The 17,791-nt window shown below is 39.8% G+C and carries 11 protein-coding genes and 1 pseudogene; 11 read left to right on the top strand and 1 reads right to left on the bottom strand.

Annotated elements, in window-relative coordinates; all coding sequences use genetic code 11:
- Nucleotides 1-4: 4 nt before the first annotated feature.
- The 11 genes and pseudogenes from T491_RS0104680 (at nt 5) to T491_RS18235 (ending at nt 17,181) form a co-directional block, all read left to right on the top strand.
- The gene (locus T491_RS0104680; protein WP_028902858.1) at nt 5-2,506 is read left to right on the top strand and encodes a phosphoadenosine phosphosulfate reductase family protein; all 2,502 of its coding nucleotides are present in this window, start codon (nt 5-7) and stop codon (nt 2,504-2,506) included.
- Nucleotides 2,507-2,561: 55 nt separating this feature from the next.
- Nucleotides 2,562-2,960: a hypothetical protein gene (locus T491_RS0104675; RefSeq protein ID WP_155950037.1), complete on the top strand. Its 399-nt coding sequence runs from the start codon at nt 2,562-2,564 to the stop codon at nt 2,958-2,960.
- A gap of 3 nt (nt 2,961-2,963) precedes the next feature.
- Nucleotides 2,964-6,401 carry a hypothetical protein gene (locus tag T491_RS0104670; protein WP_028902856.1) on the top strand — a complete coding sequence of 1,146 codons (3,438 nt, stop codon included), beginning with the start codon at nt 2,964-2,966 and terminating at the stop codon, nt 6,399-6,401.
- Complete coding sequence (gene pglZ / locus T491_RS0104665) at nt 6,391-8,814, top strand: BREX-4 system phosphatase PglZ (RefSeq protein WP_028902855.1); 2,424 nt, start codon at nt 6,391-6,393, stop codon at nt 8,812-8,814. Before T491_RS0104670 ends, pglZ begins: the two co-directional genes overlap by 11 nt.
- Before the next feature lie 9 nt (nt 8,815-8,823).
- Complete coding sequence (gene brxL / locus T491_RS0104660; protein WP_028902854.1) at nt 8,824-10,257, top strand: BREX system Lon protease-like protein BrxL; 1,434 nt, start codon at nt 8,824-8,826, stop codon at nt 10,255-10,257.
- A gap of 14 nt (nt 10,258-10,271) precedes the next feature.
- The gene (locus T491_RS0104655; RefSeq protein WP_028902853.1) at nt 10,272-10,550 is read left to right on the top strand and encodes a hypothetical protein; all 279 of its coding nucleotides are present in this window, start codon (nt 10,272-10,274) and stop codon (nt 10,548-10,550) included.
- Between the two features lie 6 nt (nt 10,551-10,556).
- Complete coding sequence (locus T491_RS0104650; RefSeq protein ID WP_028902852.1) at nt 10,557-12,755, top strand: AAA family ATPase; 2,199 nt, start codon at nt 10,557-10,559, stop codon at nt 12,753-12,755.
- Between the two features lie 2 nt (nt 12,756-12,757).
- Complete coding sequence (locus tag T491_RS15690; RefSeq protein WP_051522968.1) at nt 12,758-13,276, top strand: hypothetical protein; 519 nt, start codon at nt 12,758-12,760, stop codon at nt 13,274-13,276.
- A 29-nt stretch (nt 13,277-13,305) separates the two neighbouring features.
- The gene (locus T491_RS17855; RefSeq protein WP_197018797.1) at nt 13,306-14,064 is read left to right on the top strand and encodes a hypothetical protein; all 759 of its coding nucleotides are present in this window, start codon (nt 13,306-13,308) and stop codon (nt 14,062-14,064) included.
- A 15-nt stretch (nt 14,065-14,079) separates the two neighbouring features.
- Nucleotides 14,080-15,888, top strand: a pseudogene (gene recQ, locus T491_RS18010) (DNA helicase RecQ); the annotation flags it as partial.
- 273 nt (nt 15,889-16,161) lie between these two features.
- Complete coding sequence (locus T491_RS18235) at nt 16,162-17,181, top strand: helix-turn-helix domain-containing protein (protein WP_369699741.1); 1,020 nt, start codon at nt 16,162-16,164, stop codon at nt 17,179-17,181.
- A 79-nt stretch (nt 17,182-17,260) separates the two neighbouring features.
- On the opposite strand, the gene T491_RS0104630 is transcribed toward T491_RS18235, so the two are convergent.
- Entirely contained in the window at nt 17,261-17,782 is a 522-nt protein-coding gene (locus tag T491_RS0104630; RefSeq protein WP_028902850.1) for a hypothetical protein, read from the bottom strand.
- Nucleotides 17,783-17,791 lie beyond the last annotated feature (9 nt).

The following is a 17,791-nucleotide window of genomic DNA, read 5'->3' as shown; positions in this document are numbered from 1 at the left end:
AAGTATGTATAAAATAACCTGGGACAAAGAGACTGGTGGGGTGCTTTTGCACTCCCGTATAGTGGAAGGTACACTTGGTACTTCTCCACGTCCTGTGTTCTGGGAAGAACTTGATTTATTAAGGTTGAATGAGCTTGGGTGGGAATATCCTCATAGTGAGGAGCCGCTGCTATGGGCTATCAACAAACAGTACTGGTATCGTGGTGAGATGGTTTTCGAAACTAAGGGAGCAAATATCTATGACGATGCAACTGTAGAATTCCAGCAAGGAATGGAAACATTGAAATTAAAACCCGTCAATGTGAAGAAGATGCTGGAAAACTGCAAAGAGTATATGTTCCTTTTGGAAAGTGAAGCCATAGAATTCATCCACGAGACATACAGTCAATATGCAGGAGCACGTAAAAGCGTGCAAAACGTTGCTTCCAATCAGCTCGACTATGAGGCCTTGGCTGCAAGAGCAGAGAAAAAGTCTAAGACGAAAATGGCGATTGTCAAGGAAGACTGCGACTCTTTTGAGATTGTACCTCTTGACAAAGCCAAAGAACAAGGTCGTAAAATATACCAGACCACCAAAATTGACAAATTCCTTGCATCCTTCTCTGGTGGCAAGGATAGTCAGGTTGTTCTGGATCTCTGTACACGTGCCATCCCAAGCACAGATTTCGAAGTAATTTATAGCGATACCGGCTATGAATTACCTCCTTCCCTCAGTCTTTATGAGGACGTACAAAACCATTATAGGGAGCTATATCCCGATTTAAAATTTTCCGTGGCCCGCAACCACGAAAGCGTTTTGAACTATTGGGACAAGATAGGTACGCCAAGCGATACCCATAGATGGTGTTGTTCTATTATGAAAACAGCACCACTATATAGAGGGTTGAAGCTGGATGGCACCAACAAACAGGCCAAAGTACTTACTTTCGACGGCGTAAGAGCAGAAGAAAGCGTTAAACGAGGTGCATATATGCGTGTTGGCAAAGGTAAACACACGACTATCACAAACGCTCACCCAATAATCAACTGGAACGCAGTTGAAATTTTCCTGTATATCTTTAAATACAACCTCCCAATCAACGAAGCCTATCGCTACGGAAAAGCACGCGTAGGATGTCTGATATGTCCGTTCTCCACGGCGTGGGATGACATGATTGCATCAAAGCGATATGGCAAAGAACTTAAACCATTCACAGATAGGCTTGTTGAATGGTCCAAGGATAGTAAGATTGGTAAGATTGATGAATTTATTAAGGAAAGGCGCTGGAAGATCAAAGCGATAGGAAATACGGATTTGGTAAAGACTGTAGTCTCCTTCTCTGATGCCAACAACACCTTTACGGCTATTGTTAAAAATTCACTTCATCCAGTTTATGAATGGCTGCCAGCACTGTGCGAATATACCATTGAACAAAAAGACAACGTAGATAAAGGCTCATTGCGTTTTGACGGCAACGTTTATGATTTTCATCTCAAACATGAGAAAGAAAAGAACCAATTTGCTTTTGTTGTAGAGAACCCTTCTACCCAGTTGAGTTTTCTGCTAAGGCGTGTTATATATAAAAGTGCATACTGTGTACATTGTGAAGTATGCGAAGTGGACTGCCCCACAGGAGCATTATCCATTGTTCCTAACGTCTATATTGACAAAACCAAATGTATCCATTGTCACAAATGCCTAAACTCACATGATTTAGGTTGTATATCAGCTGATTGTGTAAGAATGATAAGAAATATGAACAACAATGAAGAAACAAAAATTCGAGGTTATAAGACCTTTGGATTCCATGAAGAGTGGCTGCATGAATTTCTTGTAGACCCTGAGTATTTTTGGAAAAGCAATTCACTGGGCCCTGCTCAAGAGTCAGGATTCACGGAGTGGTTGAAAGATGCCGAGATTGTTGATGCCAAGAGGAATCTGACACGTTTTGGCGAATTACTTCAACAAATATATATTGACAACACGAACTTGACATGGGAGTTAATTTTAACTAACCTATCCTACAATTCATTTGTTATTGACTGGTTTGCTAACAATATTAAGATAGGTCAAGAATATAATCGAAAGATATTGGAGGGTATGATTAACGAACAAGGTTATTCATCAAGAGGAAAGACAATTCCTAATGCGGTAGCGGCTCTTATCCAAACCTTTGATTATTCCCCTATTGGCGATACATTGAATATGAGTATGCAAGCTGATGGAAAAAACAAAGTAAGAGGTGGATATGAAGAAATAACAAAAGAAGGTTTAGCTTACAGTTTATACAAGTATGCAGAAAAGAAAGGTGTTCATTCGTTGAGAGTCTCAGACTTTTATAATGATGAATGTACAAGCGGGCCTTTCCGTGTCCTTGGTATCAGTAAACAGGTTTTCAACAACACCTTGAAGTCTCTGAACTCTGCCAACAATCGCGTTCTTATTGCAGAATTGGCGATGGGCCTTGATAGTATCACTCTTCGTGAGGACCTTAATTCCATCTCTTGTTTAGAATCCCTTCTTTAAGATGAACCTAAAGACCTCATATTATAAAAACAGTATACTCTCTATCAATAGAGGTTTGGCATTTGGAATCCCCTCCAATGCTAAACCCCTATTCCTACTTTCGATTATCAAAGGTATAGAAGAAGGAATAATCATTGGGAATAAGTTTTCATATGAGGAAAAACTGGAAACAATTTATAAGGAGTTATGTTCGTTCTATGAACCCAACAGGAAGCCGGCTCCCTTTTACAAGCCATTCTATCACTCTACCAAAGAGCATTACTATAACATCAAATGGAAGGGAGGTAAGATTCCAGATCATACATGGCATACCCCCTCGCCTAAATTTATAAAGGAGAACATTGAATATGCATTTCTTGACGACGGTCTGTGGGATCTTCTTCAAGACAAGTATATCAGAAACGAGTTCTGCGAACTAATAGTAAGTCATTATCTCAAAACAGCAAACATCTAACGTATGAAATACAGTGATATCGTAACACTTAGGTCTATGCGACCTGCTTATAACATTCAGGAAGAAGGACATGACGAATGGAAGACCTTCATCGCCAATGACCAGTTCAATGAAATTCTTAATTGCATGATTAAGGCTGTGCGTAACAACGATGCAGACAATCACAAGTCTTTGTGGATAGCAGGAACATATGGCACAGGAAAATCACATGCAGGTGCTGTTCTAAAACATCTGTTCTGTGACCCAGTGGAAGATATCAGGGAATATGTCGAAGAAGAGTACAAGAAGGATAAATATGATAAGCTACGTTCTGCCATTCTGAACGTTCGTATGCAGAAACGACTCTTCCCTATAAATATGTATGGTCAGCAGAGTATTGCCCACGAAGAGGATTTGTCACTTCAGCTTCAGAAAGAGATAAAGTCTGCTCTCAACGCTGCCGGTCTTGACATCGTTGTTCAAACAGATTTTGATACACTTGTACAACACATAGATGAACAGCCGGTGATTTGGCAGTCGCTTATTGATAATAATATCATATTAAGTAGCGTTGCCCCTGATTTGAAAAAGCTAAAGCAATTGCTTATGGCTGGCAATTCCGAAGTACTTGATCGTGTGCGCAATGCTCAACGTATAGCAGGTATCGATATCCGCTTACAAGGCAATAACATTCAGAAATGGATCTTTGAAGTTCAAGATAAAATCAAAGAAAAAGGATATGATGGCCTACTTATTATTTGGGATGAGTTTACTGAGATTATGACTTCAAGTATTGCAAATCCTTTAATTCATCAGCTACAAGAGATTAACGAAGCAATGATGAATCCGGAAAATAATAGTTACTTTCTGTTAATCTCACATCCATCTGCAATTTTGACCCTTGAAGAACAAAAGCGTGAAAAGACAAAAGGGCGCTATCATTATAAATCTTATAATATGGAACCTGTTTCGGCATTTAAGATTATGTCGAAGAAATTTAAGGTTGTTGATGACGAAGCTTATAGACTGCGTAAAGACAGGTTTTTCTCTCTCCATAGTGACCTACTCGACGTTTTCTCTGAGACCTCGGCAAACACAGAAGAGACTATTGACAACATCAAGAATCTATTCCCTCTTCATCCATCAACTGCAAACCTTGCGACTTACTATGCCCGTGAAGCAGGTAGTTCCAGCCGAAGTGTATTTGAATTCCTTGCAAGCGACACTGTAAGGGAATTCCTTGACGATGAAGACAACTTTGCTAACGAGCGAACTATTACCTGTGACTTGTTGTGGGACTACGTTCAAGAGTATTTCGAAAGTGACACAACACGATTTGGTGCCGTGACTGAAAGATATAATAGCCACCACCTCGCAGTAGAAGCAGCAGGTGAGAACTATTTGAAGGTTTTTAAAGGAATCCTGCTTTTAAATGCTTTAAATAATATAGCCAATAGTGATACCGTTACACCAAGCATAGAGAATATAGAATCATTATTTGTTGGTACAGAAGTTGAACAAGAATTAAATGATATTCTTGAGTTCCTTAACGACAAGAGTATAATACAGAGGCAGCCAAATGGTAACTATTCTATTCTATTCACGGCTTTACCTGGAGAAGAAATCCAGAAGATTAAGGAAGAATTGATGTCGAGTAACTACCTCTACACTGATCAGGTTATCAAGTTTGGTGATTCTGCACGCTTGAGTTTTGACAAAAACTTCAAGCAGATTAATCGTCCACTGAGTTATCAATTCTTTTCCAAACAAGGTAACGAATATACTTTGCTAAGCAAGATAGAAAATACTCAACGCGATGCCAAAGGCTATGAGATATACCTTGCCATTTTGGTGGCTAAGACCCAATCTGAAATGTTTGAGTTGAAAGATATTGCAGAGCGTAACTGTAACGAAGAAAGATTTAAGAACACGGTCTTTGTTGTGATGGAGGCCTACCTCACTGATAAAAACTATGAGCGTTTCATAGAATATCAGGCCAATGCACAATGTGCTCAACGTCATGGCTTAGCAAATCAGCAGAAAACATATGCAAAAAATGCCTCTGACATGATTACAGAATGGACAACAAGAATGAAGGGCAGTAATGTTACCTTTTATCTGCGTGGCGACTCCATGACTATTTCAGGTAGTAAGATGTCATCAACCATTAATATGACAATAGCCCCATCTATCTTTGAGGCTGGTCCAGAGTCGTTAGAGATTGTTCGTTCAAAAAGTTCTGTGACCTATTGGAAAAAGGCATCTGTGAAGGCAACTGTTGATGCCATATTATCATTCAATACCAAGCAAGACATTCTTGCATCACCATCATGTGGTGGTCAGGCAAGGCATGTGGAATTCCTCTTGCAAGATAGCGTTGATGACAATTTGGAATGGAAATCAGACATAGATCCCAACCATCCATTGAAGAAGGTATGCGATTATGTCGACGAATGGCTCTCGGGACGCCACACCAATAAGAACCAAACATTTAATCTTGGGGAAAAGCTTATAGGACTTACAGAGCCCCCCTATGGACTATTCCAGAGCTATGCATCAATGGCTATGGTTGCTTTTGCTATGAGGAAATATATAAATCAAATTTTCGATACTAATGGAAAGCAACGTACCGCCCAACATCTTGTTGATGATGTTGTAGAGATGTTTAAGGCATGGGAATCTGGTAAAACCTCTCAGAAATTGAACTTCATGTTTGAAAGCAAAGAGGCTGGTAAGCTTTGTAAGCATCTCATCTCTATGTTCTCGTTGAAGAAACTAAAAGGTTATTCCGACATTAGTTCTTTGAAAGATGCTCGATGGGCTATTCAACATGAGTATGCCAAGGATAAAGGCTATCCTCTCTGGGCATTGAAATACAGTTCCAGCGAGTATAACACAGATAAGATGAAACAGCTTGTCGATGATGTTATCAAAGTTGTCAGTGATCCTGAAAGCATGAAGAATCCTCAATTGCTAAACAATACCATCAGTGGCTATGAAGAGCAAAAGATTGAATGGGGAAATCTGTTGATAGAGAAAAACGGAGGCAATTATAAGGAAGGTTTTGACAACTTTATGAAAGGAGTTGAAATCGTCAATCTTCAAGATAGTGAGATTTCTGAAGCTATGGATTATCTTCAGGGGCATTTGGAGGGTGAAGTTGGACTATGGAAGGAATTGGATGTTAGAGAAAAACTTAAAGACTGGCGCATCTCGCAACAGCCTACTGGTGCAGGTTCTTTTGGTGGTCCAAACCCTGGTGGCGGATACGTTCCTACTTCTACAGGCGAAGGAGGTTTCATTGGCGTAAGAGAAGAACCCGTTGATATTTCTTCGAAACGAAATGAACTTGCCGGAAAGATTAAAATGATTCCTTCTAATGAAATAAAAGAAATCATTAGTGAGATCATAGAAAAAGAAAATGGCTTCATACTTGATGTCTTATTAAAATATGTACAGTGAATATAATTCCCTCGAAGAACTGAAAGCCCAGGTCATAGCAGACTGGGAGCAGACAGGCTTGGATGTCTCTACACGGAACAGATACCCAATTAGGTTCGTGTTGTTTGACAATTTCCGAGATTGCAGTCAGTTTGTTGATTACGTACAGGAGGAAATGGATGCCATCGTTCAAAGTGTTGACAAATGGATAGATCCTGAATATCCTGACATCATGATTACTTACACAGAACTGGCTGAGCGCATACAAGCACATATAAAAAAGATGGATGGGGTAAATTGTGTTATCGCACCATTCTCTGAGTTGGCCAGATTCTACGATAACGACGAAAAGAAGACATTCGATGCCCTTCTCAAAACAATAAAAGCTTTTGAAGCAAGTAGCAAGTCTTTTGAAACTCACCAACGAGTCTATGTACCAATTGTTGGTTTGGAGGGCAAGATGGAGTCTTTTAAAAACGATTCACAAAGTACTATTTGGAGATTAAGAGCCGAAGACAAAGGGCTAACATATCGGTTGATTTTAACAAATGGTGAAACATTTGGCGTAAATGGATTAGAGAAGCATTATACAGTAGTTCATAATATTCATGAATGGTTGAACATTTGGAAAGATGCCGACAAACAGGTAACACCCAATATCATTTGTACCTCTAACTCTATTTATGGGAATGCAAAATTTGCACAACCCGATAACGCGTTCGCTTTTGTACTATGTCGGGATGCTTACGATTTCCTTACCAAAGGTTTACAACTACAATTTGGTGGAATGACAAAGGCATTGGGTGATGGTGGCAACTGGCAAAATTTAGCATCCCAAATTGACATTAGTAATGGCTTTAGTTTTAGTAAATACGTCAAGAATTACTTCTCCATAACTGATATTGACTCACATGAAGCCTTCATTAAACTGTGGTTTGATTACCCAGGGCAATATGAAAGATGGCTACTTGCCAGGTTCTATCAACTACAACAAAATGGAGAAGGATTTATTTGCCGAATACTAACCAAAACGACCACTTTAATTGGAAATGACTTCATTGAACAGATGGTTTTGGATATGACAGAAATCGAATCCGAGATGGTCGTGCGTCAATATTGCTTAAGAGAAGCAGCAAAGCGGAATGTGGTTTTGCGTGAAGGTGTTGAGTCTACTTTAAACAAAAGACTACAATCTATAGCGGAAAAATATAATGCGGCAAGTGCACTTAAATACTGTACAGGCATTACAGAGAAGGAAAAGGAGCTTGCTATTTCCTGGTTGGGTAAAGGACTGATTAGTGTTGATCAAATAAAAGACTTCTATCCTGACATGTACCATTACTATGCCACTCCACTTGGTGTTTCTGTGAATATTCCAGAGTGGTTACCGGAATACATGAAAGAATATAAAAGGGCGAAAGTGTCTAACACATACACTAAAGAAGTTGATATTCAAATCAAAAATATTAATGGATCGGAAGTTGCTTTTGATACTTGGTATCAAGGATTCAGTACTACCAGAACGATACTACAAGGTAGAGAGGATATTGAAGTATTCTATTGGGTGGATGGTCTCGGGATAGAATGGATTCCATTGATAAAGGAAATAATTAGAGAGAAGAATAGTCAAAACATATTCCTAAATGATATTAAAATTGCAAGAGCGATTTTACCTTCAAAGACGGATGTTAATAAGACTGACTTGCAAAAGCTATTACCAGAATACGAGCAACTCATGAAGATGGGTGACCTGGACAATCTTGCACACCAGTCTACCAATCTTTGGCCAAACACTATTATCAAAGAAGTCAAACTTGTAAGGGATATTATAGAGGAAATAATTGCAAAATATAATAGTAAGAAAATCGCCATTATATCAGATCACGGTTTGACCTATCTATCTCAGTTATGCGAAGGTCTTGGTCTTAATGGCGTTGAATCCGATCATCATGGCCGTGTTGCAATTAAGAAAAACGGAGGATGGACTAAAGATGACAACTACTTCCGCCTGGAGGACGGGACTACTGTATGTGCCTTACGACATAGCTCCTTGTGCAACAAAGTACCCAAAGGCCAGGGAATTCATGGTGGTTGCACCCCAGAAGAGGTACTTGTGCCGATTTTCATTATCTCAAGTAACATTAATAATACGGAATGGTCAGCAGATATTCTTACAATAGAACTTAATGGAGCTAATCCCGTGGTACAGTTCCGCATTAAGAACATTCCATCAGTTGAAATTCCAGTTGTTGAGTATGATGGTATTAGATATGCATTGCATCAGGTAGATGGTGAAATCTACGAAAGTGAGCCAATTGCAGTTAATGAAAATTGTAATACCGTTGAACTCGTAATTGGAAGTATTATAAGAATTTTCAATATAAGTATAACTACCGGTGCCAAGGAGGACGACCCCTTTGGTGCGTTTTTATAAATAAGGATTATGAAGGCAGATATCAGTGAAAAGATTAGAACGTATTTCTCACAAATGTCTATATATAAAGACCCAGAGAAAACCAATAGTATATTTGCTGGCCGCAATCTCCCGGCCTTTGTTAAGGATTTCCTGTTGAAGCGTTATTTGAACGTTCAAACTGGAGAGATTGACACCCTTGGGCTGACACAGTTCCTTGATCAGGTTATACCGACGGTTACAGGTTCGGTTAAAGACAGAATCGTTTCGGGTCAAGAAGTGGTACTTCTTGCACGTTTCATCATTTATATCGACCTTGTAAAGGGACAAAAGCAGTTTGCCATACCCGACTACGGCATCAAACTTAGAGAAGGAATCATCCCTGAATTTGTTTACAATAAACATCAAGGAGAGCTTGTTGATGGCGAAAAATGGGGCATCGTAAAACTGTGTTTGTTACCTGATAGCGATGGTAAAAAGTTCCACGTCCAGATGGTTGACTATAAGCCCTTCAAACCTTATAGTTCCGTAGACATCAACTATCTTGCTGAAGCACGACAGCATTTTACCACTGACGAGTGGATGGACTTACTCCTTTCTGCAATGGAATATGATCCAGACGGTTTTGCCAATGCCACACAGAAGTTGGAATTTCTTACCCGACTTCTTATTTTCGCCGAACCAAGGTTAAATGTCATTGAACTGGCCCCGAAAGGAACCGGAAAATCCTACGTTTTTGGCAATCTGTCAAAGTATGGTTGGCTTGTTAGTGGCGGTAAGGTGACACGCGCCAAACTGTTCTACGACAAATCTAAGCAACAAAACGGAATCATCAAGAATCACGACTTCACCGTTTTCGATGAGATCCAGACTATAGTATTCCAGGAACCTGCCGAAATACAAGCAGCCCTTAAGTCATACCTCGAAAGTGGTAAGACTACTATTGACAACAATGAGTTCTCTTCGGAGTGTGGTCTAATGTTGATGGGTAACATTCCCTTAAATGAGCAGCGACGTCCAATTTCTCCCAAATATTTCGGTTCATTGCCTGAAAACTTCCGTGAATCAGCTTTACTTGACCGATTCCATTGTTTTATAGAAGGATGGCTGTTACCACGAATCGACACAAGCATGATATTCAAGGGATGGACTATTAATGTAGAGTATTTCTCAGAAATATTACATACCATGCGTACAAACAATGCATATAGTTTGCTGTTTGACCAGCTATGTCGATTTGAAGAAAAGGCTGATGTTCGTGACTCCAAGGCCATTAAGCGAATTGCTACTGGCTATATGAAACTACTTTTCCCGCAATGGAGAAGCATTAACGATGTCAATAAGGAGGAGTTTGAGATGTATTGTCTCAATCCTGCTATTCATCGTCGCGGCATCATCAAGGAGCAATGCCGCAATATTGATCCAGAGTTCAAATCAAGGATGCCTGATGTCTATTTAGTATAATAATACAAGAGCCTATGAATAAACTTGATAACATGTTCCTGAAAATCATAAGTGATGAGCGATTTGCAAGCACTTTTGATGTCGTCCCGTCGAAATACAAGAGTCTTGACGAGGGTAAACGAGCTTTGAATCCACATGTTAAGGCCGTTGCCGAGATGGTGGACCAGTTAAACAAGAAAATCTATGAAGCCAAATCCGAAATGAGGATTCGTAATAAGGTTGGTCCTGTAGTATTTACAGAAGCCGATTTCAAGCCGATTTACAATAAGGCAGTTTCATTACTATCAAAATAAAAGCCTATGATTATCAAGGAACTTACAATATACAATTTCCGCAGTTATTATGGCACGAAGAAATTCGTCTTCTCCGACCATCTCAACCTTATACTTGGTTCGAATGGCGACGGAAAAACCACATTCTTTGATGCTATAAACTGGGTCTTAACACCAGACTATGTACCAAAGTCTGAGGAAGACAAGATGCCGGAAGAAAGTTCACTTGTCTCTGCCAAGATGTTCAGTGAACTCAGAGCAGGAGAGAGCAGCAGAGTATTGGTATCAATGAAACTGAAGAATAACTCAGGATCTCTACGCATCATTGAGAGAGCTTTCAATGTTTCTAAGACACCAGATGGTAAAATGCGTATTGATGGACGTACTCACAAAGCGTATCAGATTGTAGGGTCTATCCGCAAAGAAATGTTCTCTGTAAAAGATGTTTTTGAGAAGGAAAACGCATTCCCTGCCATCATCAAGAAATACCATATATTCAAGGGTGAAGACCGTCTTAACATCTTCAACGACAAAACAACGTTACAGACGTTGATAGACATGTTCTCGGAAATCAAAGATTTAGAGCCTTTCAAACAATTTGCCAAGTATGCTAAAAATACCTCAGAGAAAGCTATCTCAGGTTCCAAGGACAAAGCTAACAAGCAGAATGCAAAGGTTGTTGAAATCCAGAATGATATCACCTCTTTGTCTAAGCGACTGGAAACGGCAGAGTCAGAACTCGCCTTAGCCAAAAGGGATTTTAATGAGGCAAAGGAGCATATAGATGCTATTGACAATGACTATGAAATTATTCAAGAAGCCGATAAATTGGAGAAGGATGTTTCCAAGGCTGGAAGTGAAATAGAACGTTTATCCGACAAGATAGATGAAGAGTATAGTTTTAAACTCCTTGATGAGCAGTGGATCCTCATGGGATTTAGTTCTATCCTAAAGGAGTTTAATAATAAACTTGAATCACTGGCATACAGTAAGAATAACATCGAGTCGGACTACAGAAAAAAACAGGAAGACGAGTTTAATCAGGCTAAAATTGAAAAAGCAAAGACCGAATTGGAAAAGATTGCCTGGAACCGTTCTGACGTTGAGAAAATGAAACAGATGCTCGTCACACATCGTTGCGCCTATTGTGGCAGCGCCGCCCCGGAAGGAAGCGTGACTTATGACTTCATCAGGCAGCGTATCAATGATGTAATAGACCTTCTCACACCACGACCAGAGGAGAAACGTCCTGAGATCAAGCGTTATTTCTATGCCCGCAACATTGAGGAGATGAAGGAGATAGGGCTTAGCCTTGCTCATACAGGTAAGGATCTCGGTGGTATTCCTGACGAAATAGAAAGCACTTATCACGAGAATGACGAGATAAGAAAGCTGATTGCTCAGAAGAAAAAGCAAGTTGATGCACTGCAAAAGAGTATTGCAGATTTATATGCCAGCTCAACTTCCGGAGAGAATCTTAAGGAATACGTTGCCAATATCGCAGTTGTCAACCGTTGGCATGACCAGAAAGAGGCTTCGGCTATTGCGATGAACAAGCTTCTTACAAGTACCATTCCCAACCTAAAGGAACAGCTTAAGAAAAAGCGTGAGGATCAAAAGAAGAATGTAAAAGCATCTGGTGGAAATCCAATGATGATGGTGAATGAGTTCTTCAGCCTGTTCTGCGATGCTATTGATAATACGGAAGCAGCAACCTACGAAGAATTCCTTGAAAGATTGGGTAAGGAGGCCAATGTATTCCTGGCCCATCTGAATGTGGATGATTTTACAGGCGTTATCAAGATTTATCTTGACCGTTACAATGATCTGAAAATCGAATTACAGGATAAGAATGGTAAGTTGATTACTAATCCCAACACCTCGTTACTCACGACCATGCATATTAGTATCCTCTTTGCCATATCAGAATTGACGAAGGAGAACCAAGATGCGGAATATCCCCTTATCTTCGATGCCCCCACGTCATCTTTCGACGAAGGTAAGGACAAAACTTTCTATGAGTGTCTTAACACGCAGGTCAATAAGCAGTGTATTGTCGTTACAAAGAGTTTTCTTTATAAGGACGATAAAGGAGAATATGTCACAGATACCAAGGCTTTAAGCAAGCTTAACTGCCAAAAGTATCGTATTAAGAAACTTACAGGTTTCGACAAGTTGGATATCACGACTATCGATACCATAGTAGAAGAAATAAAGGAGGCATAGATATGGAATCATTATATGAGACATGGCTAAATAGAATGGATTCTTACTATGAAAGTAAGTATAAAGAACCTGTTGTTGACTTCCTATGTCAATACGGCGGCGGTAGTTCCGACGGCAGAATGGCAAAAGGAAAGATCTTCAATGCAGGCTATGAAGTATTTATATATGCCTTTTTCATCGGCTTATATTATGGTGAACGCAAGCCACTTTCTGGAGAAAAACTCAAATTTCGTATGGAGATGAGCACATGGGGCAGGAAAAAGAATGAGATAGGAAGAAAGTCTTATACCATTCTGCAGAAGTACATTTTTACAGCTCTCGTTGCGAAGTCAGATGTAGATTTACTTGCTTTAGACAAAGGTGATATCGACGTTAACGAGGTCTGCGATGTCCTTATGACAACTCTCAACGAATACGCAAATTCTGGTTTCCAATTAATGAAGGGACAAATTGACAAAAATCCAGATGTTTTCTTTGAGAATACCGGATTATTGGATTTTATAAAAAGATTTTGTCCATAGAGTTTTTATTGAATTGTTATTAATAAAATATGCCAAACGTGAATTTAGAACAACTAATCAAATTAGGAGAAGGGCTTGACATGAATTATGTTTCTCTTGGAATAAATAGCTATCGATTAAACATTCAATCTCAGCAACTCTTTTTTGAATGGGAAAGAGTTGCATTAATGCACCTCCAAACACAGTATCCGCATCATCCTCAAACTCACGAATTCGAAAAAATAATTGAAGAGGACAACCAGGTTGCGCGTTTGTCGACTTACCAAAATTTGATGGGCATACTAAAAGCATTCAATATTATTAATCCCTCTTTAGAATACGATAGTGATGCTCACTTGTTACTGAGGGACATTTTTAACAACTTCAACCGTTTTGTATGTCAATTAAAGAGAAAGAGACACGATAATAGAGAGAGTTTTATTTCCGATGAATACGACGTGCAGGATTTGCTACATGCCGTTTTAAAGCTACACTTCAATGATGTCCGTCCAGAAGTCTGGCTCCCTCAATATGCAGGTTCAAGTAATAGGATGGATTTCTTTATTAACGATTGTAAAACAGCTATTGAAGTAAAATATGTAAAAGAGTGTCATTGTGAAAAGAGAATAGGTGAAGAACTTCTTGTTGATATATCAAAATATTCTCAATACCCAAAGTGTCAATCACTGTATTGCTTTATTTATGACCCTAATAATAACATTGACAATCCAATAGGTTTAGAAACAGACTTAAATAAGCAGTCAACAGACAGTTTCAGAATACACTCATTTGTTAGACCTTTGGATTAACTTGGTAATATAACGATGGATGAATCAAAGCAGATACTCAAATCCTACTTCGGCTATGACTCCTTTCGCCCTTTGCAGGAGGAAATAATTAATCATGTGCTCCAGCGAAAGGATTCGCTGGTACTGATGCCAACAGGTGGCGGTAAATCGTTATGTTTTCAGATTCCGGCATTGATGATGGAGGGTACTGCAATTGTGATTTCGCCGCTCATCTCCTTGATGAAGGATCAGGTTGAAGCGTTGCGTGCCAATGGTATAGACGCAGAAGCACTGAATAGCGCTAATGACGAAATAACCAATAGACAGATAGCTGAACGATGCCTGCGAGGCGAAATAAAACTGCTGTATATATCTCCCGAACGACTGATGTCAGAACTGAGGTGGATGAAAACAATGCTGAAAGTCTCGCTCTTTGCCATTGACGAAGCACACTGCATCTCGCAATGGGGGCACGACTTCAGACCAGAATATACACAGTTAGGCAATCTGCATGATCTTTTTCCCAATGTTCCTATTATGGCTCTCACGGCCACTGCCGACAAGATTACAAAGGCCGACATTATTACACAGATGCAGCTCAAGGAGCCGGAAATCTTTATCAGTTCATTTGACCGTCCAAATCTGAGTCTGGATGTGAGAAGAGGATATACTGCCAAAGAGAAAATTCGCACAATACTGAATTTGATTTATCGCCATCCTGGTGAGAGCGGAATCATCTATTGTCTGGCAAAGAAAACCACAGAAAAAGTTGCAGAAAAGCTTATGAAAGAAGGGGTATCTGTAGGCGTTTATCACGCAGGGCTGCCTACAGATGAACGCAATCGCATACAAGAGGATTTTATCAATGACCGCATTCAGGTAATTTGTGCAACGATTGCTTTTGGAATGGGGATTGACAAAAGTAACGTACGCTTTGTTGTTCACTATAACCTTCCCAAGAGCATTGAGAATTACTATCAGGAGATAGGACGTGGTGGCCGCGACGGACTACCATGTGAGACAATCTTGTTTTATAATCTACAGGACATTATCACTCTACGTCGTTTTGCAGAGGAAAGCGGTCAGAGGGAAATCAACATGGAAAAATTGCTGCGCATGCAGGAATATGCCGAAGCACAAGTATGCCGCCGACGCATTCTGTTGAACTATTTTGGTGAGATAAGCGACAAAAGCTGTGGAAACTGTGATGTCTGCCATACTCCGCCATCGACATTTGACGGAACAGAACTTGTTCAAAAAGCACTTTCAGCCATACTCAGGACTGGCGAGAAAGTGGGTTTCACCTTGACAATAGATATACTCCATGGAAACTTCTCCCCAGACGTAGTGACGCGAGGTTATGCTCAGATTAAGACCTTTGCTGCTGGAAGAGACGTTCCTGTAAGAGACTGGCACGACTATTTGCTTCAACTTTTGCAGATGGGATATATCGAAATTGCCTACAATGAAGACAACCATCTGCATGTTACTCCACTTGGCCAAGATGTGGTTCATGGGAAAACAAAAGTACAACTGGTAGTTATCAGCCGAAAAGACTATAGTGTAAAAAGCCGCCGTAGTCAGATGATGGAAGAACATGCCTCGGCTGTGACCAGTAGTGACAAAACTGAGAATATGGAGTTGTTCGAGCGCTTAAAAGTGCTGAGAAAAGAAATAGCAGATGAATTGAAGAGTCCTGCTTTTGTTGTGATGTCTGATAAGACTCTTCATGCCCTGGCTACCGATATGCCAACAACTCTTGATGCGTTTGGCAACACGTTTGGTATAGGCGAGCACAAGCGCGACACCTATGGTGAAAGATTTATTGCAATTATTAAGCAATATACCCCCGCAGATGAGGAAAATCCTGTCGAGGATGAAGATGACACCATATCGACAGAAGACCTCCAAAAAGGGAAAAAGAGGAAGCCCAAGAATCGAATAACTATACAAGGAAAGTCATTTGATGTTGACAAAGATATTTGGGATTCGATAGAATGGCGCAAGGTTTTGAAAGACATAAGAGATAAAGCTTATTGGAATTATTATGGTAACCTCGTAATTCGTTTGAGTGATTACGTCACTCCAGAAACAAAGCAACGAGAGAGGATTATCTCTATGCTGTGCCATATATTAAAAGAAGGGGCTGGTCTGAATGTAAATGAGCAAGCTGGTATAGTGGAAGTTGCCCAGAAATTCGATTACGATAAGGAAGGACAAGTAGTTGAGTTCCCGTCAGGTTCCTTCTTCGAGATTCTGTCTCGCTTCCGTTTGTTCGTAATGCAGAATAAACGTTTTCCTTTCATGGATGGTGAACACGACGAGATTGCACTGAGAAAGTGGCATAGAGAAGTTGGTCATGGATTAGTAGCAACCACAGATGAAGAAAAGATTCTATTTGAGAATTTAGCAGTTGAGTTTGCAAACGTACCAAAGAACAGAGGCGAATTAGAGAAATTTGAAGAAGACATTGTTATCCGTAAGAATATTGTGTCTGTTGTTCAAGAAGAAGATGTCGAAGAACCAGAACTCGCCCCAGAATTGGCGAAACTTTTTAATACCGCTATAAGACATTTACCACTTTCTGACAAAACTTCTAAATTCCTCATTGATTTAGGGTATGACACTTTTGAAGATATTACCCAAATAGAAAATTTGCAAGTCCTAACAAGTGTTCGAAAGGGCGGTATAGAAGCGGCCAATGAAGTAAAAAAATACCTTGGTTATTACAATTTGACCTTCGGGATGTCATACGAGGAGATTATAGAAAAGATAGTAATGCCTGATGAGGTAATTCTGAACGAATTACTTAGCTCTAAGAAAGAGGAGAAAATCCCCAAAAGCATACGGGAGACTCTGTATCTTGCCATGCAAGGTTATACTTTCGAAGCAATAGCCTCGAAACGCGAATTGTCATTATTTACTATCTCACAACATCTTTCGTTTCTTATTCTACACGGTTTTGTTGACGTACTTGATTTCGTAGATAGCCATACATACACATTGATATCCAATGTTATTCAAGAATTGCCCAAAGGTGTAACAATAAAAAGGATAAAAAGTAACTGTCCTGAAGAAATTAAGCGTAACATCATCCGAATGGTAATAGCTGACTTGAAAAGAAAAAAAACAAAATAAAGGATAAAGCTACAGATATCCATCGAATACATTTAAGAGCCCTGACTGCGGTTAAGCAACAACCACAGTCGGGGTACTTCTATGATAGCCATCCTTTATTAAAAAGGAATAGGGTTAAGATGGAAAATAAGACAAACGCTCCTGAAACGATCCTTGTTATCCTCCATATGAAATGATTATTCCAATATCCATAGTTAACTATGCAGATGGCCACAGCAAAGCCAAACAAGGCAAGGAGTAACAGTATTAGGCAATAGTAGGCTGGGGCTGGAATTGAAATGTAATCTATTCTTCTCTGAGCTTTCGCAATGACTGGTTCTACTTCTTCTCGAAATGCATCAGCAGCCTCCTTCCCTGTGAGCTTACCTATAGCTATTATCTCATTCTTCGTTTCCACAGACAGCTCAATCTTAGTTGCCTGATTAAATATCTCGGCAACCTGTTGAATCTTTGTCAGACGACTGTCAAGTAATGCCACAGTATCAGACATGATTTTCGCACCATCTCTGATAGCTTGGGCATCAATCTCCATCTGCTGTTCAGGCGAATAATCGTCAAGCATCTTTCTAAGATCATCAGTTGTTATCTTATCATTAGCCATAATACATTA

This window comes from Prevotella sp. P6B4 (assembly GCF_000619985.1).
Lineage (GTDB): Bacteria > Bacteroidota > Bacteroidia > Bacteroidales > Bacteroidaceae > Prevotella.
This window is presented reverse-complemented; position numbering and strand designations above follow the sequence as displayed.